This window comes from Pseudorhizobium marinum (assembly GCF_000705355.1).
Lineage (GTDB): Bacteria > Pseudomonadota > Alphaproteobacteria > Rhizobiales > Rhizobiaceae > Neorhizobium > Neorhizobium pelagicum.
The window spans coordinates 173968-194291 of record NZ_JMQK01000003.1 but is presented as its reverse complement, the minus strand read 5'-3'; the positions used below and the strand labels follow the sequence as shown (position 1 = coordinate 194291).

Sequence of the window (20324 nt, the reverse complement as noted above, 5' to 3'; positions counted from 1 at the left end):
GCCCGTTGCGCGAGGCGCCCAAATCGATCAGGTTCAGCCGGCACTGATTTGGGGGTTGAAATGGTCGAGCGCGAAGTTTTCGGAACAACGGCAAAGGGTGAGACCGTCTACCGAGTGAGGATCTCCGGCGGCGGACTGACGGCGCATGTCATGACTTGGGGGGCGGTTATCCAGGATCTGCGGCTCGCGGGCCACCAGCCGCCGCTCGTCCTCGGCTTCGATGCTTTCGATGACTATCCGAAGTATTCATCCTATTTCGGCGCGACGCCCGGGCGCTGCGCCAACCGAATCACCGAGGGCCGGTTCGAACTGGACGGCAAGGCCTACCAGCTGGAGCTCAACGAGAAGGGCGTCACCCATCTCCACGGCGGCAGCGACGGCATGGCCAAGCGCAACTGGGAGATCGTCGATCTCGCCGACGACCGGGTGGTGCTGCAGATCGTCGATCCCGACGGGCGCGCCGGCTATCCCGGCAACTGCACGGTGACGGCAACCTATCACCTGCACGGCGAGGGCGTGCTGACGGTGCTCTACGAATCGAGCACCGACCAGCCGACGCCCTGCAACATCTGCCAGCACACCTATTTCAACCTCGACGGCCGCGACACGGCGCTCGGCCACGACATCATGATCGCGGCGGACGAGATTACCGCCGTCGACGACCGGCAGTGCCCGACGGGCACGCTCCTGCCGGTGGCCTCGACCGCCTTCGACCTGCGCGAAATGGGGCCGATGGACCGGGAGGAGAACGGTGCGCGGGTGCTGTTCGACCACAATTTCTGTCTCTCGACCGAGAGGGTGGAGAAGCGCTCCGTCGCGCTTGCCCGCAGCACCTATTCCGGCGTCTCGCTGGAGGTGCGCACCACGGAGCCGGGCGTGCAGTTCTATTCCGGCTACAAGCTCGACGTGAAGGTGCCGGGCCACGACGGACGTCACTACGGTGCCTTCGCCGGCTTCTGCCTGGAAACGCAGATCTGGCCGGATGCGATCAACCACGCCAATTTCCCGGAGGCCGTTTTACGCCCCGGTGACGTGCTGCGGCAGGAGACGGATTACTGCTTCTCGAAGAGCTGAAGACTTTTTTGCAACCGCGCGCCCGGCGAAGGCTGGGCGCAGGTCATGCACAGGAGCCGCGTCTATGGTGACGCTTTGGCTGATAGATGGAGCCTGGGAGAAAATGGAGCGGGTGAAGCGATTCGAACGCTCGACCCCAACCTTGGCAAGGTTGTGCTCTACCCCTGAGCTACACCCGCTCATAACCGCGATCCTGGGGTAACGTTGGATCGAGGGCCGACCGTTGTTGCGGCGACGGGCGCTATATGGCTCAAGTGATTTTCGAATGCAACAGGGAAATGAAAGCCGGATGAGAATTTTCTGGCCGCGGCCGACAATTCCGGGGCATGCTGCCTGGAGATCGTCGCGCTGGCGAATTTCCCATTCTACCACGCCGCACCCCGCGCATCTGCTTGCGGCAGTGGCCACGGCACGATAAGCCTCCGGTGGCAGCCGATCCTGCCGCAGATTCACTTGAACCGCGTGGAACCATGAACGACGTTTCTTCCTCTCCCAAGACCCCCGAAGAGCTCTATGCGCTCCTCGATGATCTCGGCGTCTCCTATTCGACGCGAACACATGCACCGGTGTTCACCGTGGCCGAATCGGTCGGCCTGCGCGACGAGATCCCCGGCGGGCACACCAAGAACCTGTTCGTGAAGGACAAGAAGGACAAATATTTCGTCCTGACGGTCGAGGAGAATGCGGCCGTGGACCTGAAGACGGTCCACAAGGTGATCGGCGCGGCTAGCCGTGTCTCGTTCGGAAGACCGGAGAAGCTGCTGGAGTATCTCGGCGTCGCGCCTGGATCGGTCACCGTCTTCGGCGCCATCAACGACACGCGCAATCAGGTCACCTTCGTCCTCGACGAGGACCTGATGCAGAATGACGTCATCAACGGGCATCCGCTGTCCAACGATGCCACCACGTCGATCGAACGCAACGATCTCTTACGCTTCCTCGAGGCGACCGGCCATACGCCGCTAGTCTTGAAAGTGACCGACTGACATACAATGTTCCCACCCAGGTGAAGCGGTGACGACGAGATCCGGAGACATTTCATGAGCGGCACAGACAATCCTTACGGCGGTGGCTCTTACGGCGGCCAGATGACCGGCTCGGCGCAGTTCGGCGGCCCGGCAGCACCGGCGCCGGACCAAGCTTCGACGCCTGCCGGCAGCCTCATCAAGGACACCAGCACGGCTGCGTTCGCTGCGGACGTCATCGACGAATCGCGCCGGCAGCCGGTTCTGGTCGATTTCTGGGCGCCCTGGTGCGGTCCCTGCAAGCAACTGACGCCTATCCTGGAGCGCGTGGTCACGGAAGCGCAGGGGCGCGTCAAGCTCGTCAAGCTCAACATCGATGATCATCCGGCCATCCCGGGCCAGATGGGCGTCCAGTCCATTCCGGCCGTGGTTGCCTTCGTCGATGGCCGGCCCGTCGATGGCTTCATGGGCGCGGTGCCGGAAAGTCAGCTCCGCCAGTTCATCGACAAGGTCGCCGGCCCGGCCGGTGCCGATCAGGCGGCGGAAATCGAAGCGGCGCTCGCCGAGGCGGAAGGTTTGCTTGTGGCGGGCGACGTGCAGGCTGCTGCGCAGCTCTTCGGCGCGGTCTTGCAGGCGGATCCGGAAAACGCGAAGGCCGCCGCCGGTCTGATGCGGTGCATGATCGAACTGGGCGACGCGGCGCGCGCCTCGCAGATGCTGCAGTCCCTTCCCGAGGAGATTGCTGCGGATCCCGCCATCCAGGCGGTGGCGCGAAAGCTGCAGCAGTTCGAGGAAGCCCGCAAGCTGGGCGATCCTTCGGCCCTCGAGCACGAGCTTTCGCTCAACCCGGACCATCACGAGACTCGCATGAAGCTCGCAAAGATCCGCAATGCCGAAGGCAAGCGCGACGAAGCGGCGGAACATCTGCTGATGATCATGCGCAAGGACCGCACGTTCGACGACGACGGTGCCCGCCGTCAGCTCTTGGAATTCTTCGAGGCCTGGGGACCGAAGGATCCGGCCACCATCACGGCGCGCCGGCGGATGTCCTCGATCCTGTTTGCCTGAGAGCGGGCGCCCGAAGGCGGTCTTGCGATCCCCGCAGTCCGCCCCACATTAACTCCACAGACGGCGTCTCGCCGCTGCCTGTGGTCCTGGAGGTTGGGCCCCATGATTGTCGGAAATGCAAGATATGTGAAGCGCGAAGACCTGCCGGACACCGTGCGGGTATTTCCTCTCACGGGTGCGCTTCTGCTGCCGGGCGGCCAGCTGCCGCTCAACATCTTCGAGCCCCGTTATCTGGCCATGTTCGACGCCGCCCTTGCCGGTGACCGGCTGATCGGCATCGTCCAGCCGGTGCTGTCGGAACCGGCCGGCTCGACTGCGCTCCGGCCGGCCCTCAGCAGCGTCGGCTGCATCGGCCGGATCACATCCTTTGCCGAGACGGGGGACGGGCGCTATATCGCGTCGCTGAGCGGCGTCTGCCGCTTCCGCCTGCTTGACGAGACGGGGACCGGCCACCCCTACCGGAGCTTCAAGATCGCACCGCTTCTTGCCGATCTCTCGGCGGAGGACGACGAAGCGTCCGTCGACCGCGCCGCCCTGCTGCGGGTGTTCCGGGCCTATCTGGACGCCAACAAGCTGGAGGCCGACTGGGAAAGCGTGGAGCTTGCGGGCAACCGGACGCTGGTCAATTCCCTCTCGATGATGTCGCCCTTCGGGCCGGCGGAGAAGCAGGCGCTTCTGGAGGCGCCCGACCTCAAGACCCGCGCCGATACGCTGATTGCCATCACCGAGATGCTGCTCGCCCGCGGGGCAGGCGATTCCGACACCGTTCTGCAGTAGGTGCCCATGGACGAGCGTATCAGCAAAGTCGACCCGAAACTCCTGGAGCTTCTCGTCTGTCCGCTCACGAAGGCGCGGCTGACACTCGACCGCGACACCAACGAGCTGATCTCCGAAAAGGCGCGGCTTGCCTATCCGATCCGCGACGGCGTGCCGATCATGCTGGTCTCGGAAGCCCGCAAGCTGGAAGGCTGACGGGTCAGATTGCTTCACCGGCCAGAAGCTTCGGGCGATCCTCGCCCGAGATTCCGGCGGCCTGCCCGATCAGATAGGACTTCAGCCCCGGCATGCGTTCGACAAGGCCCAGCCCGAAATCGCGGGCAACCCGGATCGGCGTCACGTCGTTGGAGAAGAGCCGGTTGAGGACGTCGGTGGTCACTCCCATCCGGAAGGTGTCGAAGCGGCGCCAGGACTGGTAGCGCTCCAAAACGTTCAGTGCGCCGATGTCGAGGCCGAGGCGATCGGCTTCGACGATGGTTTCGGCAAGCGCTGCCACATCCTTGAAGCCGAGGTTGAGCCCCTGGCCGGAGATCGGGTGGATGCCGTGCGCGGCATCGCCCGCCAGCGCCAGGCGCGGGGCCACGAAGGCGCGCGACAGGGTCAGGCCGAGCGGGAAGGCCTTGCGGCCGCCGACAACGCTGATCTCGCCCAGCTTGTGCCCGAACCGGCGCTGCAGTTCCGCTTCGAAGACCAGATCGTCCGATGCGACCAGCCGATCGGCATCAGCCGTCCGCTCGGTCCAGACCAGGGATGACCGGTTGCCGGTGAGCGGCAGGATGGCGAAGGGCCCGGACGGCAGGAAGTGTTCCTCGGCCACGCCATCGTGGGGCCGCGCGTGGGCGACGGTCGTGACGATACCGGACTGGCCGTAGTCCCAGGTCACGGTCTTGATCCCCGCCATGTCGCGCAGCTTGGATCGTACGCCGTCGCAGGCGACGAGCAGGCGCGTCTCGACCGTCGTGCCGTCCGAGAGGGCCACGGTGGTGCTGGTGCTCGTGGTGGTGAAGCCGGTGGCCGAGAGGCCGTGGCGAATCGGGATGCCGAGCCGTTCGCAAGCGCCCCGGAGCGCCCGGACCATGGCGACGTTCGGGATCATGTGCGCGAAGGGAAGGCCTTCCTCGACGGCGCCGTCAAAGGTCAGAAACACGGGACGGACCGGCTCGGAGGTCCGCGAATCGGTAACGATCATGCGGTTGATCGGCTGGGCCTCGGGCGCGATCTCGTCCCAGACGTTGAGGACCCGCAGCATGCGGGTCGCGGCCGCGATGATCGCGGAGGCGCGCTCGTCCTTCTCCCAGACATGTCCGGGCGCTGCTTCCAGGATCTCGATCTTCAGGTGCGGCGCCGACTGCTTCACCGCCACGGCGGCCGCCAATCCGACGTAACCGCCACCGACAACCAAAATATCCAGCATTTGCAGGCACTCCCGTGTGACTTGAGAAGTTGACACCGTCCATATAGAGCATCCGGCATCTGCTTCCTATTGCCGGAGAACGCCATAATGTCGCGTCAGCCCCAATTCCAGGCCCCGATGGACCGGTTGCTTTCGACGCTCGACCTCGAAAAGCTCGAGGAAAATCTCTACCGCGGCCTCAGCCCGCAGGTGGGCTGGCAGCGGGTTTTCGGCGGCCAGGTGATTGCCCAGGCCCTGATGGCGGCGCAGCGGACGGTCGACGGCAACCGCTTCGTCCACTCCCTGCACGCCTATTTCATGCGTCCCGGCGATCCGGCAGTGCCGATCGTCTATCAGGTGGAGCGCATTCACGACGGATCAAGCTTTGCGACCCGCTGGATCGTTGCCATCCAGCATGGACGGCCGATCTTCTCGATGTCGGCCTCCTTCCAGGTGGAGGAAGACGGGTATGACCATCAGGTGCCGATGCCGCCGGTCACGCCGCCGGAGGACCTGATGGGGGAGAAGGAGTTCGAGGAGCTCTTCCTGGCCCAGGCTCCGGCCGCCGTCCGCAAATACTGGAACCAGGATCGGCCGATCGAGATCCGGCCGGTGTCGCTGGTGCATTATCTGACCAAGGAAAAGCTGGAGCCACGGCAGGATATCTGGGTCAGAGCGATCGGCGAGGTGCTTCCCGATCGGCACTACCAGGCTTGCGTCCTCGCCTATCTCTCGGACATGACGCTGCTCGACACTTCCCTTTATGCCCATGGGACCTCGATCTTCGATCCCAAGCTGCAGGTGGCAAGCCTCGACCACGCCATGTGGTTCCACCGGCCCTGCGCTCTGGATGACTGGTTGCTCTACACCCAGGACAGTCCGAGCTCGTCCGGTTCTCGCGGAATGACACGCGGCAGCCTCTATACGCGGTCCGGGACCCTGATCGCCTCGGTGGCTCAGGAGGGTCTGATCCGGAAACGGGCAGATGAATAAATATTCGGCATTTCCGAATATCTGCCTCTATTTTAATCGGCGGGCTGCTTTTTCACTGCCTCAGGTTTAGGCTTTTTCCCAAAAACCTACGTGTTTCAATTATTTATTAGTGCATCCCGAATCTGGCACGCCCTTTGTATGTAAAGAACCAGTCGCTGTCGTGATCAGCCAGCGATCAGGGAAGTCGGCTCCGGCCGAGTCAACAAAGGATGGGACGCCAGATGAAAATCGTGATGGCCATAATCAAGCCGTTCAAGCTGGATGAGGTGCGCGAAGCCCTTACCGCGGTCGGTATCCAAGGCCTGACCGTTACCGAAGTCAAAGGCTACGGACGGCAGAAGGGACATACCGAAATCTACCGCGGCACCGAATATGCGGTGAGTTTTCTGCCAAAGCTGAAGATCGAAATCGCCGTGGCCACGGATCTGGTCGAAAAGGCCGTCGATGCGATCGCCTCCGCCGCCAAGACCGGCCAGATCGGTGATGGCAAGATCTTCGTCTATTCGATCGAGCAGGCCGTGCGCATCCGGACCGGCGAGACCAACACAGAAGCGCTTTAAACGGCTGATTGGGGAGCTACCAATGCAATTTTCCAGAGTTTCAACCTCGTTCGGACGTCTGAGCGCTGCCACCGCAGCCCTGCTTTCGCCCGTCGTTGCCTTTGCGCAGGACGCAGCCGCGCCCGCCGCCGAGGCTGTTGCCGCCGCACCGGTTCCGGACAAGGGCGACACCGCCTTCATGTTCCTGTGCACGATCCTCGTCCTGTTCATGCTGATGCCGGGCCTCGGCCTGTTCTACGGCGGTCTCGTCCGCGCGAAGAACATGCTGTCCGTCCTGATGCAGTGCACGGTCGTCGGGGCCTCGATGATGCTCGTCTGGGTCATCTACGGCTATTCCTTTGCCTTCGGCGGCTCGGAAAACGCCTATTTCGGCGGAACCGCCAAGCTCTTCCTCTCGGGCATCACGATGGATTCGACGGCGGCAACCTTCTCGGATGCAGTCATTCCTGAGTACATCTTCATGCTGTTCCAGATGACCTTCGCGGCGCTGACGCCGGCGCTGATCGTCGGCGCCTTCGCAGAGCGCATCAAGTTCTCCGCAGCACTGCTGTTCTGCATCCTGTGGGCAACCTTCGTCTACTTCCCGGTCGCCCACATGGTCTGGGATGCCAATGGCCTGCTGTTTGCCATGGGTGCCCTCGATTTTGCCGGCGGCACGGTCGTCCACATCAATGCCGGCGTCGCCGGTCTGATCGGCGCCATCATGATCGGCAAGCGTACCGGTTTCGGCAAGGACATGATGGCACCGCACTCGATGACGCTGACGCTCGTCGGCGCCGCCATGCTCTGGGTGGGCTGGTTCGGCTTCAACGCCGGTTCCAACCTCGAAGCCTCGGGCGGCGCGATGCTGGCGACCGTCAACACCTTCATCGCAACGGCAGCCGCCATTGTGTCCTGGTGCATCGTCGAGAGCTTCACGCGCGGCAAGGCATCCATGCTCGGTGCGGCATCCGGCATGATCGCCGGTCTCGTCGCCATCACCCCTGCAGCCGGTATCGCCGGTCCGATGGGTGCCATCGTCATGGGCCTCCTGGTCTCGCCGCTGTGCTACTTCTTCATCGCCGTGATCAAGAACAAGTTCGGCTATGACGATACGGCAGACGTCTTCGGCGTCCATGGCGTCGGCGGCTTCTTCGGCGCGCTCGCCACCGGCATCTTTGCCTCCTCGTCGCTCGGCGGCATCGGCTATGCCGACGGCGTCACCATGGGCGGCCAGTTCATGACGCAGCTTACCGCCGTCGTCATCACCATCGTCTGGTGCGGCATCGTCTCGGCGATCCTCTACAAGGTTGTCGATGTCGTCGTCGGCCTGCGGGTCCCGGTCGAAGCGGAGCGCGAAGGCCTCGATCTCGCATCGCACGGCGAAGCGGCCTACCACTCCTGATCAAAACCCTGGGGCAGCGAAAGCTGTCCCAGGACGATCACCGGGTCCAATTCTGGTGGATCACACAGCGCCCGGGCGGCCAGCCCGGGCGTTTTTGTGCGCTTTTGCGCGTGTCGCGTCGAATGTGGTTAAAGCCACGTTAACCAACCGCGCGCTACCTTGCCGCCACAATGGCGACGTGCGTGCTCCTGCGACCGTCACTGTTTTCAGGTGTTTGAACGGCGGGCAGGGTAATGGGCAGAAGCAATTCGGCAGCGATGGGCAATGGGTCGGCCAAAGCCATGCTGACAGCCTTCATCGTTCGGCAGGCCCTGGCGCTGGCCGGATTTGCGATCTTCCTCGGTCTGGCCCTGGCCGTTGCTGCGCTGGCCACCTGGAACGTCGCCGATCCGAGCTTTTCCTACGCCACCGATAACCAGCCAACCAATCTGCTCGGGCATGCCGGCGCCGCGTTCGCCGACCTGATGATGCAGTTCCTGGGGCTCTCGAGCCTCGTCGCGCTGCTGCCGCTGCTGGCCGTCGCGCTGGCGCTGATCTCGGGCCGTAGGTTCAACCGGCTTCCGGCGCGGCTTGCCGCCTGGGGTGGCGGCACGCTGCTGGCCTCGGCCTCGCTCGGCTGCTTTCCCGCCCCCTTCACCTGGCCGATCCCCAACGGAATCGGTGGCGTCATCGGCGACATGATCCTGCGGTTTCCCGCCCTTTTCGTAGGCGCCTATCCGACCGGCATGCTGGCGACCATCCTCGGTCTCGTCTTCGCGGTTCCGGCCGTCTGGCTGCTGCTCTTTGCCTCCGGTCTCGTCGGCGATGCCTTCGAGGACCACGAGGACGAGGAGCGCATGCCTGTCGCGGCGCCCGCGACCCGCGGTCGCCCGGCTCTCGACGACGAGGAAGACGACGACGACAGCACGTTTGCCGGTTTCCTGGCGCTGGGAGCGCTGGCGCATTACTGGTACATCGCCCAGGCCCGCACCCGGCGGCTGCTCGGCATCAAGCGGACCCCGCGCGACACATTCGACCAGCCCTATGACTTCAACGATGACGAATTCGGGACACTGAACGAGCCGGTGCGGCCGAAGGCCGCTTCTGCCGGACACCGGGTCGAGCCGTCTCTCGACGGTCCGGCCGAAGGTTCGAGCCGCCGCTCCATTGTCGCGCCACCCATGGCGCAGGATGACGACGAGGACGACTTCGACGACGACGTCCGCCCGGCCGGCATCCTGCCGGAGGATGATGACGTGCCCTTCGCCGTGTCGCGCCCGGCAGCGCCTGCCGGCGCCCGGTCTCAGCCGCGGGTCATTGCGCCGCCACCGCCGCCGAAGCCCAGCGCCCGTGTTGCCCGCGATGCGCAGGGCTCGTTCATCGATCGGGACGGCTTCCAGCTTCCTTCCGTTCACCTGCTGGCCGAGCCCAAGGCGGTTGCGCGCGATGCGACCCTGTCGGCGGATGTCCTGGAGCAGAATGCCCGCATGCTGGAAGGCGTGCTGGAGGATTTCGGCGTCAAGGGCGAGATCATCCACGTCCGTCCCGGTCCGGTCGTGACACTCTACGAGCTGGAACCGGCGCCCGGTATCAAGTCGTCGCGGGTCATCGGCCTGGCGGACGACATCGCCCGCTCGATGAGCGCGATCGCCGCCCGCGTGGCCGTCGTTCCGGGGCGCAATGCGATCGGTATCGAGCTGCCGAACCGTACGCGCGAGACCGTCTATCTGCGCGAGATGATCGGCAGCAAGGATTTCGAGAACAGCAAGGCGAAGCTCGCCATGGCGCTCGGCAAGACCATCGGCGGCGAGCCGGTGGTGGCGGATCTTTCCAAGATGCCGCATCTTCTGGTCGCCGGTACCACCGGCTCCGGCAAGTCGGTCGCCATCAACACCATGATCCTCTCGCTTCTCTATCGCTACACGCCCGAGAAGTGCCGACTGATCATGATCGATCCGAAGATGCTCGAACTCTCCGTCTACGACGGCATTCCGCACCTCCTCTCGCCCGTCGTGACCGACCCGAAGAAGGCTGTGGTCGCGCTCAAGTGGACCGTGCGCGAAATGGAGGAACGCTACAAGAAGATGTCGAAGATCGGCGTGCGCAACATCGACGGCTTCAACAGCCGCGTCGAGCAGGCCATCGCCAAGGGCGAGGTGCTGACCCGCACGGTGCAGACTGGCTTCGACCGCCAGACGGGCGAGGCAATGTACGAGACCGAGGAATTCGATCTGCAGCCGATCCCCTATATCGTCGTCATCATCGACGAAATGGCCGATCTGATGATGGTCGCCGGCAAGGATATCGAAGGCGCCGTCCAGCGCCTGGCGCAGATGGCCCGAGCGGCGGGCATCCATGTCATCATGGCAACCCAGCGTCCGTCCGTCGATGTCATCACCGGCACGATCAAGGCGAACTTCCCGACCCGCATCTCCTTCCAGGTCACCTCGAAGATCGACAGCCGGACGATCCTCGGCGAACAGGGCGCCGAGCAGCTGCTCGGCATGGGCGACATGCTCTACATGGCCGGAGGCGGCCGCATCCAGCGCGTCCACGGTCCGTTCGTCTCCGATACCGAAGTCGAGGAGATCGTCGCCTACCTGAAAACCCAGGGCTCACCGCAATATCTGGAGGCGATCACGGCAGACGACGATGACGAGAACGATGGCGGCGGCCCGGCCGGCACGTCCAATCTGTCGGATTCCGAAGACCCGTATGACCAGGCGGTTGCGATCGTGCTGCGCGACGGAAAGGCGTCGACCTCCTATATCCAGCGGCGGCTCGGCATCGGGTACAACCGTGCGGCGTCGCTGATCGAGCGGATGGAGAAGGAAGGGTTGATCGGCGCGGCCAACCACGCCGGAAAGCGCGAAATCCTCGTGCCCACGGAGAGCGACATCTTGGAACGCTAAATGCGCATTGCGCGTTGGCCATCAAGCTGCCGCGTTTTGTTTCCACGAAGCGGTGAAGGAGACAGAAGACGATGATGAAAAAGACTGCCAACTCTGCCTGGACGGGCTCCCTCAGCCGCCGAGGCTTTTCCCTCGGCCTGATCGGCCTTGCGGCCTCTGCCGCGCTGCCGGCCCCGGTATTTGCGCAGGCCGCATCGCCTGCAGCGCAAAGGATCGCCGACCATTTTTCGTCCGTCAAGACGATGATGGGCGAGTTCGTCCAGTTTGGACCCCGCGGCGAGCAGACGGGCGGCAAGTTCTTCATCGAGCGGCCTGGCAAGCTCCGTTTCAATTTCGAAGACCCGTCGCCGATCCGCGTCATCGCCGACGGAGCCAATGTGGTCATCGGAAACACGAAGCTGAAGACCTGGGACCTCTACCCCCTGTCGAAGACGCCACTCAGCCTGCTCCTGGCGGAGCGGATCGACCTGTCCGACGAAACGGTCAGAAGCGTTCGCGAAGAGCCGGATCTGACCACGATCGTGCTGGGCAACCGGACCATCTTCGGCGATTCCACCATCACCATGATGTTCGATTCCAAGACCTTTGAGCTGCGCCAGTGGACGATCACCGATGCGCAGAACAAGGACACGTCGGTGATGATCTACAACGTCAAGAACGGTGTCGGCTTCGATGAACGGGTGTTCCGTATCCCTTACGACGAAGTTCGCAAGATCTAGCCACACATGAACCGGCAAGGGACCCGCGCGGGTCCCTTTTTTGCTTCACCAGCCGCGCAAAATTGCCTACACCTCCGGCACCTGCCTGAGGACCCTGCATGACATTCTCCATCACCACCTGGAACATCAATTCGGTGCGGCTGCGCATGCCCATCGTCCAGCAGTTCATTGTCCGCCACCAGCCAGACATCCTGTGCCTTCAGGAGATCAAGTGCCAGGAGCACGAGTTCCCGCTGCAGCCGCTCAAGGATCTGGGATACCAGCACATCATCATCCACGGGCAGAAGGGCTATCACGGCGTCGCCATCGCGTCGCGCGTGCCGCTGACCGAAGACCAGCGGCAGAATTACTGTGGCGTCGGCGATGCCCGCCATATCTCGGCGATCTTCGAGCGCGGCTCGCGTCGGATCCGGATCCACAATTTCTATGTGCCGGCCGGCGGCGACGAGCCGGATCGTGCGATCAATCCGAAGTTCGGACACAAGCTGGATTTCGTGGAGGAGATGAAAGCGCTGAAGGCGGATGCCATGCCCGGCATTGCCTCAATCCTGGTCGGCGACCTCAACATAGCGCCGCTCGAACACGACGTCTGGTCGCACAAGAAGATGCTGAAGGTCGTCAGCCACACGCCTGTGGAAACGGAGGGTATGCTGGAGATTATGGCGAAGGGAAACTGGCTCGACCTGATGCGCCAGCATGTGCCGGACGAGGAGAAGCTCTACACCTGGTGGAGCTACCGCGCCAAGGACTGGGAGGCTGCCGATCGTGGTCGGCGGCTCGACCACATCTGGTCATCACACGACCTCGGGCCGTTTCTCGATCGCATCGATGTGCTGAAGGAAGCGCGTGGCTGGAACCAACCGTCGGATCACGTTCCGGTCACGGCGGTATTCAAGTTCTAGGTCGGCAAGGCCGGTCTAGCTGAACCGGCCTTGCATCCCGGCGGCAGCGCTGGCCAAGGCGACGATATTGTCGCGAATGCGGCTCTCCACCAGCTGCCCCACCCGTGGGTATTCCTCCAGCAGCCGGTGAAACAGGCTGCGGGTGATCCGCAGGACTTCGGAGTCCTCCAGCGCGATGGCGGTGTATTTGCGCTCGACCATGGTCACCAGCGCCAGCTCGGACAGTAGCGTGCCCGGCGTTGCGACCGTATCGAGCGGAGTGGCTCCCTCCCTTGTCGAGACGACAAGCTCGAACGCACCTTTCGATACGATGAAGGCGGATTCCGCCGGCGAGGCTTCGCGAAACAGCTCCTGCCCGGCGGCCACTCCCCGCCGTTCCGCCCCAAAGGCGAGCAGCCGCAGCTGGTCCTCGTTCAATTCCCGGAACAGGGGCACCTGGGAGAAGAGGCGGATGTCATCTTTGAGGGACATGGGGCGGCCTAGGGTACGATCTTGTAGCCGCCGTTCTCGGTCACGAGAATTTCGGCACTGGAAGGGTCTCGCTCGATCTTCTGGCGAAGCCGGTAGACATGGGTTTCGAGCGTATGGGTGGTGACGCCGGAGTTGTAGCCCCAGACCTCTTCGAGAAGGACATCGCGGGTGACGACCTTCTGGTCGGCCCGGTAGAGGTAACGGATTATGGCCGATTCCTTTTCCGTCAGGCGGATCTTCTTTCCATCGTCCGTCGTCAGAAGCTTCTGGCTGGGCTTGAAGATGTAGGGGCCGACGGTGAAGGTGGCATCCTCGCTCTGCTCGTACTGGCGAAGCTGTGCGCGGATGCGGGCCAGCAGCACCGCGAAGCGAAATGGCTTGGTGATATAGTCGTTGGCGCCCGCCTCGAGGCCGAGGATCGTGTCGGAATCGGTGTCATGCCCGGTCAGCATGATGATCGGCGCCTTGAAGCCGTTCTTGCGCAGAAGCTTGACGGCCTCCCGGCCATCCATGTCCGGCAGTCCCACGTCCATGATCAGCAGATCCACCTGAGTGGCCTTCGCCACCTGCATTGCCTTGGTGGCGTTCGCCTCCTGCAACAGCGAGAACTCTTCATAGAGCGACAGCTGCTCCATCAGCGTTTCGCGCAGATCGTCGTCGTCATCCACCAGCAATATCGTGCGAGCTGCCATATGTTCTTGCCTCTTGTTTTGCCTCGCCCATACCTCGTCTACGACGTGAGCGGGCAATTGGTTCAGGCACTTGATCTAAGTGGTATCGTGCTATGATTTCAAACCAAATCATCTTTAAAGCAACAACTCGTGAGGAAAATGGCGAATTTACGCAGATCGCCGGGTAAATCGAAAGTTGTGGTCACCGTTCGGTCCGCCCCCGGCAATGCCTGCCGCGGCATCGTCTCCTTCGGCGGCATCACGGTTCCGGCAGCGCTCGGCCGCTCCGGCCGCACGGCCTTCAAGCGGGAAGGCGACGGCGCCACGCCGATTGCCGTCATGCGCCTGCTGTACGGTTTTACCCGCGGGGATCGCGTCCAGGCGCTGCGGACGTCCCTGCCGATGAGGCGCATCTCCCGCGACATGCTTTGGTGTGACCAGCCGGAGCACCCAAGCTATAATCGGCTGGTGCGTGCTCCGTTCCGATCAAGCCACGAAGACATGATGCGCCAGGACGGGCTCTACGACATCTGCCTCGTTCTCGACTGGAACATCACCTCGCGCCGCCGCTACCGCGGCTCGGCCATCTTTTTCCACCTGATCAAGCCGGGCTATCCGCCGACGGCGGGCTGCGTCGCGATCAGTCTCAAGGACATGCGGCGGCTGATCCCCTTCCTGCGCCGCGGAACGATCGTGCGGGTGCTTTAAGGAGGCCGATCAGGCTGAGGTGTCGCATAGCCGTAATGGTAGGGTCCTAGTGTCGGCTGGTAGATCCAAACCCCTCAGCAGGAGGCTGCCATGACCGACGAACACTGTCCGAAGATGTTCCCGACCACCCAGTTGGAAGAGGCGGATGGGGACGGCCATAATTCCAGCGCCAACGCCACAATGGGCGAAATCATCAGCCGCCGTTTCTCGCGCCGCAACTTTCTGCAGGGCTCGCTGGCCGTTTCCGCGATCGCCGCGACCGTCAGCCCGCTTGCCCTGATGACAGCCGAGAAGGCGAGAGCCGCCGGTGGTTCGGCCTTCTCCTTCACGGAAGTGGAAGCCGGTGTCGACGCCAACCATCACGTGGCGGAAGGCTATGACGCCGACGTGCTGCTGCGCTGGGGCGATCCGCTGTTCGCCGATGCGCCCGAGTTCGACCCGACCAACCAGACTGCGGAGGCCCAGGCCAGGCAGTTCGGCTACAACAACGATTACGTCGGCTTCATTCCGCTCGATGGCGCCGCCGACCATGGCCTGTTGGTGGTCAACCACGAATACACCAACCCGCACCTGATGTTCCCGGGCCTCGTCACCCTCGTCGACGGCAAGGTCGAGCAGGGCCCGCTCAGCAAGGATCAGGTCGATGTCGAGATGGCGGCCCATGGCGGCACCATCGTCGAGATCCGCCGCGTGGACGGCAAGTGGCAGGTGGTCCGCGACGGCGCCAACAACCGCCGCATCACCGTCAACACCGAGATGCAGATCACCGGTCCGGCGGCCGGCCATGACCGCCTCAAGACCGCAGCCGACGCGACCGGTACCCAGGTCATCGGCACGCTCAACAACTGCGCCGGCGGCGTGACGCCCTGGGGCACCTACATCATGGCCGAGGAGAACTTCCACGGCTACTTCATGGGCGACCTGCCGGCCGATCACGCGGAAGCCGCCAACTACGAACGCTACGGCGTTCCGGATGGCAGCTACGAGTGGGGCCGGTTCTACGACCGCTTCGATCTCGCCAAGGAGCCGAACGAGCCGAACCGCTTCGGCTGGGTCGTCGAGGTGGACGTCATGGACCCGACCTCGACGCCGAAGAAGCGCACCGCGCTCGGCCGCACCAAGCACGAGGGGGCCGAGTCGATCGTCGCGAAGAACGGCAAGGTCGTCTTCTATCTCGGCGACGACGAGCGTTTCGACTATGTCTACAAGTTCGTGACTGACGGCACCTACAATGCCGACGATCGCGCCGCCAATATGGATCTTCTCGATGCCGGCACGCTCTATGTGGCGAAGTTCGAGGAAGACGGCAGCATGGAATGGCTGCCGCTCGTCCACGGCCAAGGCCCGCTCACGGAAGAAAACGGTTTCGCCAGCCAGGCCGACGTGCTGATCGAGACCCGCCGCGCAGGTGATGTCCTGGGCGCCACAAAGATGGACCGTCCCGAAGACGTCCAGCCGAACGGGGTCAACGGCAAGGTCTATGTCATGCTGACCAACAACACGAAGCGCAAGCCGGATCAGGTGAATGCGGCCAACCCGCGTGCCGAAAACGCGTTCGGCCACATCATCGAGATCTCGGAAGCCGAGGGAGACTTCGCCGCCACCTCCGGCACCTGGGAAGTTTTGCTGAAGTGCGGCGATCCTTCCGTCGCCGAAGTGGGCGCTACCTTCTCGACGGAAACGACGAAGAACGGCTGGTTCGGCATGCCTGACAACTGCGCCGTCGATTCGGCCGGCCGCCTGTGGGTCTCGACCGACGGCAACAGCAACAAGGCGACCGGCCGCACCGATGGTCTCTGGGCCGTCGATACGGAGGGCGATGCCCGCGCGACGTCGAAGCTGTTCTTCCGGGTTCCTGTCGGTGCCGAAATGTGCGGTCCTCTGTTTACGCCCGATGACGAGACGGCGTTCGTTGCCGTGCAGCATCCGGCCGACGGCGGCGAGGACTGGGATGGCCATGGTCGTCCGTCCTACTACGAGGACCTGTCGACCCGCTGGCCGGACTTCAAGGACGACATGCCGGTAAGGCCTTCCGTCGTGGCGATCACCAAGGTCGGCGGCGGCAAGATCGCCGTCTGATCCGCGAAAGAAGCAGAAAACGGAGCTCCGCGTTGGCGCGGGGCTCCCCTTCTAGCGAAGCGAGCGCGGCGTCAGGAAACCGGCGAGAAAGCCGGATCCGGGTTCGACGCTCGGCCAGTCGCCGATAGCAAAATCGATCACCGCCAATGCGCCGGTCGGATATTTCTCGGCCATCGCGTCGCGCGCCTGCGCATGTCCTTCACCCACCAGCATCAGCGCCAGCTCCTGCAGGCCCGGATTGTGCCCGATCATCAGCACGGTATCGGTATTTGCATCCGTCTTGCGCAGAACCTCGAGCATCTGGGCCGCGGAAGCGTCATAGAGCGCCGGCGTGACGCGGGCCTCCACCGCGCACGGCAGCCGGCTCTTCACCAGTTCCCAGGTTTCCTGCGTCCGTCTTGCGTCGGAAACGAGCGCGAGACCGGGAATGAGATGCTCGCGCGCCATGTGGTTGCCCATCGCCCGCGCCGCCTTCTCTCCCCGTTCGGCAAGAGGTCTCTCGTGATCCGGCACGCCCTCCGGCCAGGCGGACTTGGCATGCCGCAGGAGGAGCAGCCTGCGGTGGCGCGGTGGCGCTTTTCCGTCCGCGTGATCGGCCATGGTGTCCCCTCCGCATGTGTTTTTCCGAGACTCCTACATGGAGCGGCAACATCCGCAGGTCCAGGCATTCCCGACGGACGGCGGGTACAGCTGCAACGCAAGATGCCGCCGGCAGGGCCGGCGGCATCTCTTAAAGCCAAGACGTCAGGATGGACGTGTTATTTCCACTCGCGGATGTCGACGAAGTGGCCGGCGACAGCGGCGGCCGCCGCCATGGCCGGGGATACCAGGTGCGTGCGGCCCTTGTAGCCCTGGCGGCCTTCGAAATTGCGGTTTGAGGTCGAGGCGCAACGCTCGCCCGGCTTCAGCCGGTCGTCGTTCATCGCCAGGCACATGGAGCAGCCCGGCTCACGCCATTCAAAGCCGGCATCGAGGAAGATCCTGTCCAGCCCCTCGGCCTCTGCCTGTTCCTTGACGAGGCCGGAGCCCGGGACGACCATGGCCGAGACGGTTGGAGCGATCGTGCGGCCCTCGACCACCTTGGCGGCCGCGCGCAGGTCCTCGATACGACCATTGGTGCAGGAACCGATGAAGACCCGGTCGATGGCGATGTCGGTGATCTTCGTCCCCGGCTTCAGGCCCATGTAGTCGAGCGCGCGCCACTTCGACGTCCGCTTGTTCTCGTCCTGGATTTCGTCCGGGTTGGGCACGGCGCCCTGAACGGAGATGACATCTTCCGGCGAAGAGCCCCAGGAGACGATCGGCGGCAGGTTTGCCGCGTCGAGCACGATGACCTTGTCGAAATGCGCGCCCTCGTCGGAGTGCAGGCCCTTCCAGTAGTCGAGCGCCATGTCCCAGGCCTTGCCCTTCGGCGCCCGCGGCTTGTCCTTGATGTATTCGAAGGTCGTCTCGTCGGGTGCGATCAGGCCGGCACGGGCACCGCCTTCGATCGTCATGTTGCAGATCGTCATGCGGCCTTCCATCGACAAGGCGCGGATCGCCTCGCCGGCGAATTCGATGACGTGGCCGGTGCCGCCGGCGGTGCCGATCTCGCCGATGATGGCGAGGATGATGTCCTTGGCGGTGACGCCCGGCGGCAGCTGGCCATCGACACGCACCAGCATGTTCTTCGCCTTCTTCTGCACCAGCGTCTGGGTCGCCAGCACGTGCTCGACCTCGGAGGTGCCAATGCCGTGGGCGAGTGCCCCGAAGGCGCCATGGGTCGAGGTGTGGCTGTCGCCGCAGACGATCGTCATGCCGGGAAGCGTGAAGCCCTGCTCCGGCCCGACGATGTGGACGATGCCCTGCCGCTTGTCCTTCTCGGAGTAGTATTCGACGCCGAAATCGTGGGCGTTCTGGGCCAGCGCCTCCACCTGGATGCGGCTTTCCTCGTTCTTGATGCCGATGTGGCGGTCCGGCGTTGTCGGAACGTTGTGGTCGACGACGGCCAGCGTCTTCTGCGGCGCACGGACCGTGCGGCCGGCAAGCCGCAGTCCTTCGAAGGCCTGCGGGCTTGTCACCTCATGGACGAGGTGACGGTCGATGTAGAGGAGACAGGTGCCGTTGTCGTCGCTGACGACGTGGTCGTCCCAGATCTTGTCGTAGAGGGTGCGAGGTGCGCTCATGGCTGCCATCCATTGGAAATGTAAATGCGGGAAAGAGGCCGGCACGTATCGCTGCCGGTGCGATATGGATCAGCTCAGCGAAGTCGGCTGTTCAGAGCGCCGGAAATGCGCGCGAAAAAGCGTGCCGGCAGACGCTTGTGGTCCTGCAGCACGATGAACTGGTTCGCGAGGCATCCGAATTTCGATCCCATGGCGGGGTATTTAGCAGTTTTGCGACGCCCGTTCAACATGGATGCGCGCTGGGCTCATCAGGCGCGCTGGTCTGCGCTCCCGGCGACCAGCTGGTCCAGGGACAGCCGCCCCGGCCCACGGGCGATGATCAGCAGCAGACAGGCGGCCCAGGTGCCGTGCGTCGGCCAGGCGTCGGGATAGACGAAGATCTGGATCACCAGCGTCATGGTCAGCAGCCCGAGGGCGGCCAGGCGGCTGCCAAGCCCGATCACCAGCAGCACCGGCAGCAGATGCTCGGCAAGCGTCGCCAAGTGGGCGGCAATCACCGGGCTGAGCAGCGGCAGGGCGTATTCGTGCTCGAACAGATAGACCGCATTTTCCGACACGCGCCAGCCGTCGAGCTTCGTCTGCCCAGACTTCCAGAAGACGGCGGCGATCGACAGGCGGGCGACGATCGCGATCAGGTCGTGTGGAATACGGTCGAGCAGGCCCATCCCATCCCGCAGGCGGCGCGACAGGTTGTGGTCGGCGGAAACGGCGCTCGGACTGCTCATGGCTGCTCTCCCTCTTGTGTATGGATGGCTGAAACGGCGCCGGCACCCAGCGCACCGGCCAGATTGGCGGCGAGGTCGAAGGCGGCATCGACAGCCATCGCCGCTTCTGCCGCGGTCGTCAGCGTCTCGCCGTCGGTTAGCGCTTCCAGGAAGACGGCACCGCCGGGCGGCAGCCGCAACACCTCGACGACCAGATGCGGCCGCACGACCAGCGCATCCTGCGGCGTCCAGTCGGCAATTGCCGCCGCCGGCAGCTCGCCGGCGTTCATCGCCCAGATCGTGACGACGGGGAAGGCGGAACGCAGGATGGCGGCGGCTGGGTGGAGGGTGAAACGGAGGTCGCCGAGGCGTTCCGGCGTGATCGACGCAAGCCGGACCGGATCGAGCGGTGCGGCATTGGCGGCGTGGTAGGCGCGTCCGCGGGCAATCTCCAGCCGCATCACGTCGGGCAGGTACGGCACGGACTGCGCCGGCGGAAAACCGGCCGCGAACTCGGGAAGATCGTCCCCGTACAGGAAGAGCAGCGGCGAACGCGGCGGATGCGCGCGGATGAAGGTGTCGGCCATCGCGGCAAAGAAATCCTCTCCCACGATCCGTTCTGCGGCGGGAAAGCGGCTGGCGAGCGCCCGGCGCAGGCCCATCATGACGTTGTTGCGGTAGACGTCGTAGCGCGCCTTGGGCTGCCGTGAATTCCACGAGGACAGACCGTCCGGAAGCGGGCTGTCGGGCGCCATCAGCGCCGCGGCAAATCTCTGCTGCATGGTCGACATGATCGCCTC

20 protein-coding genes and 1 tRNA gene are annotated in these 20324 nt (G+C 64.0%); 13 read left to right on the top strand and 8 right to left on the bottom strand.

Annotated elements, in window-relative coordinates; translation table 11 throughout:
* Positions 1-60: 60 nt before the first annotated feature.
* Positions 61-1074 carry an aldose epimerase family protein gene (locus EO99_RS0104965; RefSeq protein ID WP_029617540.1) on the top strand — a complete coding sequence of 338 codons (1014 nt, stop codon included), beginning with the start codon at positions 61-63 and terminating at the stop codon, positions 1072-1074.
* A gap of 104 nt (positions 1075-1178) precedes the next feature.
* Here EO99_RS0104965 and EO99_RS0104960 read toward each other — a convergent pair.
* Positions 1179-1253, bottom strand: a tRNA-Gly gene (locus EO99_RS0104960).
* A 291-nt stretch (positions 1254-1544) separates the two neighbouring features.
* Between EO99_RS0104960 and EO99_RS0104955 the strand changes: the two genes are divergently transcribed.
* The 4 genes from EO99_RS0104955 to EO99_RS0104940 all read left to right on the top strand — a co-directional run bounded on the left by EO99_RS0104955 (position 1545) and on the right by EO99_RS0104940 (position 4079).
* The gene (locus EO99_RS0104955) at positions 1545-2060 is read left to right on the top strand and encodes a prolyl-tRNA synthetase associated domain-containing protein (RefSeq protein WP_029617539.1); all 516 of its coding nucleotides are present in this window, start codon (positions 1545-1547) and stop codon (positions 2058-2060) included.
* A gap of 54 nt (positions 2061-2114) precedes the next feature.
* Complete coding sequence (gene trxA / locus EO99_RS0104950; RefSeq protein WP_029617538.1) at positions 2115-3107, top strand: thioredoxin; 993 nt, start codon at positions 2115-2117, stop codon at positions 3105-3107.
* A 102-nt stretch (positions 3108-3209) separates the two neighbouring features.
* Positions 3210-3884: an LON peptidase substrate-binding domain-containing protein gene (locus EO99_RS0104945; RefSeq protein ID WP_029617537.1), complete on the top strand. Its 675-nt coding sequence runs from the start codon at positions 3210-3212 to the stop codon at positions 3882-3884.
* A 6-nt stretch (positions 3885-3890) separates the two neighbouring features.
* Complete coding sequence (locus tag EO99_RS0104940) at positions 3891-4079, top strand: Trm112 family protein (RefSeq protein ID WP_029617536.1); 189 nt, start codon at positions 3891-3893, stop codon at positions 4077-4079.
* Between the two features lie 4 nt (positions 4080-4083).
* Here EO99_RS0104940 and EO99_RS0104935 read toward each other — a convergent pair whose 3' ends face one another.
* Complete coding sequence (locus EO99_RS0104935; RefSeq protein WP_408002861.1) at positions 4084-5304, bottom strand: ubiquinone biosynthesis hydroxylase; 1221 nt, start codon at positions 5302-5304, stop codon at positions 4084-4086.
* Positions 5305-5385: 81 nt separating this feature from the next.
* Here EO99_RS0104935 and tesB point away from each other — a divergent pair, with 81 nt between their 5' ends.
* From tesB to EO99_RS0104905, 6 genes are all read left to right on the top strand, one after another.
* Entirely contained in the window at positions 5386-6270 is an 885-nt protein-coding gene (gene tesB / locus EO99_RS0104930; protein ID WP_029617534.1) for an acyl-CoA thioesterase II, read from the top strand.
* Positions 6271-6479: 209 nt separating this feature from the next.
* On the top strand, positions 6480-6830 hold the full coding sequence (locus EO99_RS0104925) for a P-II family nitrogen regulator (RefSeq protein WP_029617533.1): 351 nt from the start codon (positions 6480-6482) through the stop codon (positions 6828-6830).
* Positions 6831-6852: 22 nt separating this feature from the next.
* Positions 6853-8214: an ammonium transporter gene (locus tag EO99_RS0104920; RefSeq protein ID WP_029617532.1), complete on the top strand. Its 1362-nt coding sequence runs from the start codon at positions 6853-6855 to the stop codon at positions 8212-8214.
* Between the two features lie 233 nt (positions 8215-8447).
* Entirely contained in the window at positions 8448-11105 is a 2658-nt protein-coding gene (locus EO99_RS0104915; protein WP_051679700.1) for an FtsK/SpoIIIE family DNA translocase, read from the top strand.
* Between the two features lie 71 nt (positions 11106-11176).
* Positions 11177-11824 carry an outer membrane lipoprotein carrier protein LolA gene (locus EO99_RS0104910; protein ID WP_029617530.1) on the top strand — a complete coding sequence of 216 codons (648 nt, stop codon included), beginning with the start codon at positions 11177-11179 and terminating at the stop codon, positions 11822-11824.
* A 98-nt stretch (positions 11825-11922) separates the two neighbouring features.
* On the top strand, positions 11923-12726 hold the full coding sequence (locus EO99_RS0104905; RefSeq protein ID WP_029617529.1) for an exodeoxyribonuclease III: 804 nt from the start codon (positions 11923-11925) through the stop codon (positions 12724-12726).
* A gap of 15 nt (positions 12727-12741) precedes the next feature.
* On the opposite strand, the gene EO99_RS0104900 is transcribed toward EO99_RS0104905, so the two are convergent.
* The gene (locus tag EO99_RS0104900) at positions 12742-13197 is read right to left on the bottom strand and encodes a cyclic nucleotide-binding domain-containing protein (RefSeq protein WP_029617528.1); all 456 of its coding nucleotides are present in this window, start codon (positions 13195-13197) and stop codon (positions 12742-12744) included.
* Between the two features lie 8 nt (positions 13198-13205).
* Positions 13206-13889, bottom strand: a complete 684-nt coding sequence (locus tag EO99_RS0104895; protein WP_029617527.1) for a response regulator transcription factor — start codon at positions 13887-13889, stop codon at positions 13206-13208.
* Between the two features lie 138 nt (positions 13890-14027).
* Here EO99_RS0104895 and EO99_RS0104890 point away from each other — a divergent pair, with 138 nt between their 5' ends.
* Together EO99_RS0104890 and EO99_RS0104885 are read left to right on the top strand one after the other, a co-directional pair.
* Positions 14028-14576 carry a L,D-transpeptidase family protein gene (locus EO99_RS0104890; RefSeq protein WP_037111068.1) on the top strand — a complete coding sequence of 183 codons (549 nt, stop codon included), beginning with the start codon at positions 14028-14030 and terminating at the stop codon, positions 14574-14576.
* Positions 14577-14666: 90 nt separating this feature from the next.
* Positions 14667-16655: a PhoX family protein gene (locus EO99_RS0104885; RefSeq protein ID WP_029617525.1), complete on the top strand. Its 1989-nt coding sequence runs from the start codon at positions 14667-14669 to the stop codon at positions 16653-16655.
* A 51-nt stretch (positions 16656-16706) separates the two neighbouring features.
* Here EO99_RS0104885 and EO99_RS0104880 read toward each other — a convergent pair whose 3' ends face one another.
* From EO99_RS0104880 to EO99_RS0104860, 4 genes are all read right to left on the bottom strand, one after another.
* On the bottom strand, positions 16707-17255 hold the full coding sequence (locus tag EO99_RS0104880; protein ID WP_029617524.1) for a SixA phosphatase family protein: 549 nt from the start codon (positions 17253-17255) through the stop codon (positions 16707-16709).
* A 158-nt stretch (positions 17256-17413) separates the two neighbouring features.
* Entirely contained in the window at positions 17414-18820 is a 1407-nt protein-coding gene (gene leuC, locus EO99_RS0104875) for a 3-isopropylmalate dehydratase large subunit (protein ID WP_029617523.1), read from the bottom strand.
* A 248-nt stretch (positions 18821-19068) separates the two neighbouring features.
* Complete coding sequence (locus EO99_RS0104865) at positions 19069-19545, bottom strand: DoxX family protein (protein WP_029617522.1); 477 nt, start codon at positions 19543-19545, stop codon at positions 19069-19071.
* The gene (locus EO99_RS0104860) at positions 19542-20315 is read right to left on the bottom strand and encodes an HvfC/BufC N-terminal domain-containing protein (protein WP_029617521.1); all 774 of its coding nucleotides are present in this window, start codon (positions 20313-20315) and stop codon (positions 19542-19544) included. The genes EO99_RS0104865 and EO99_RS0104860 overlap by 4 nt, the downstream gene beginning before the upstream one ends.
* Positions 20316-20324 lie beyond the last annotated feature (9 nt).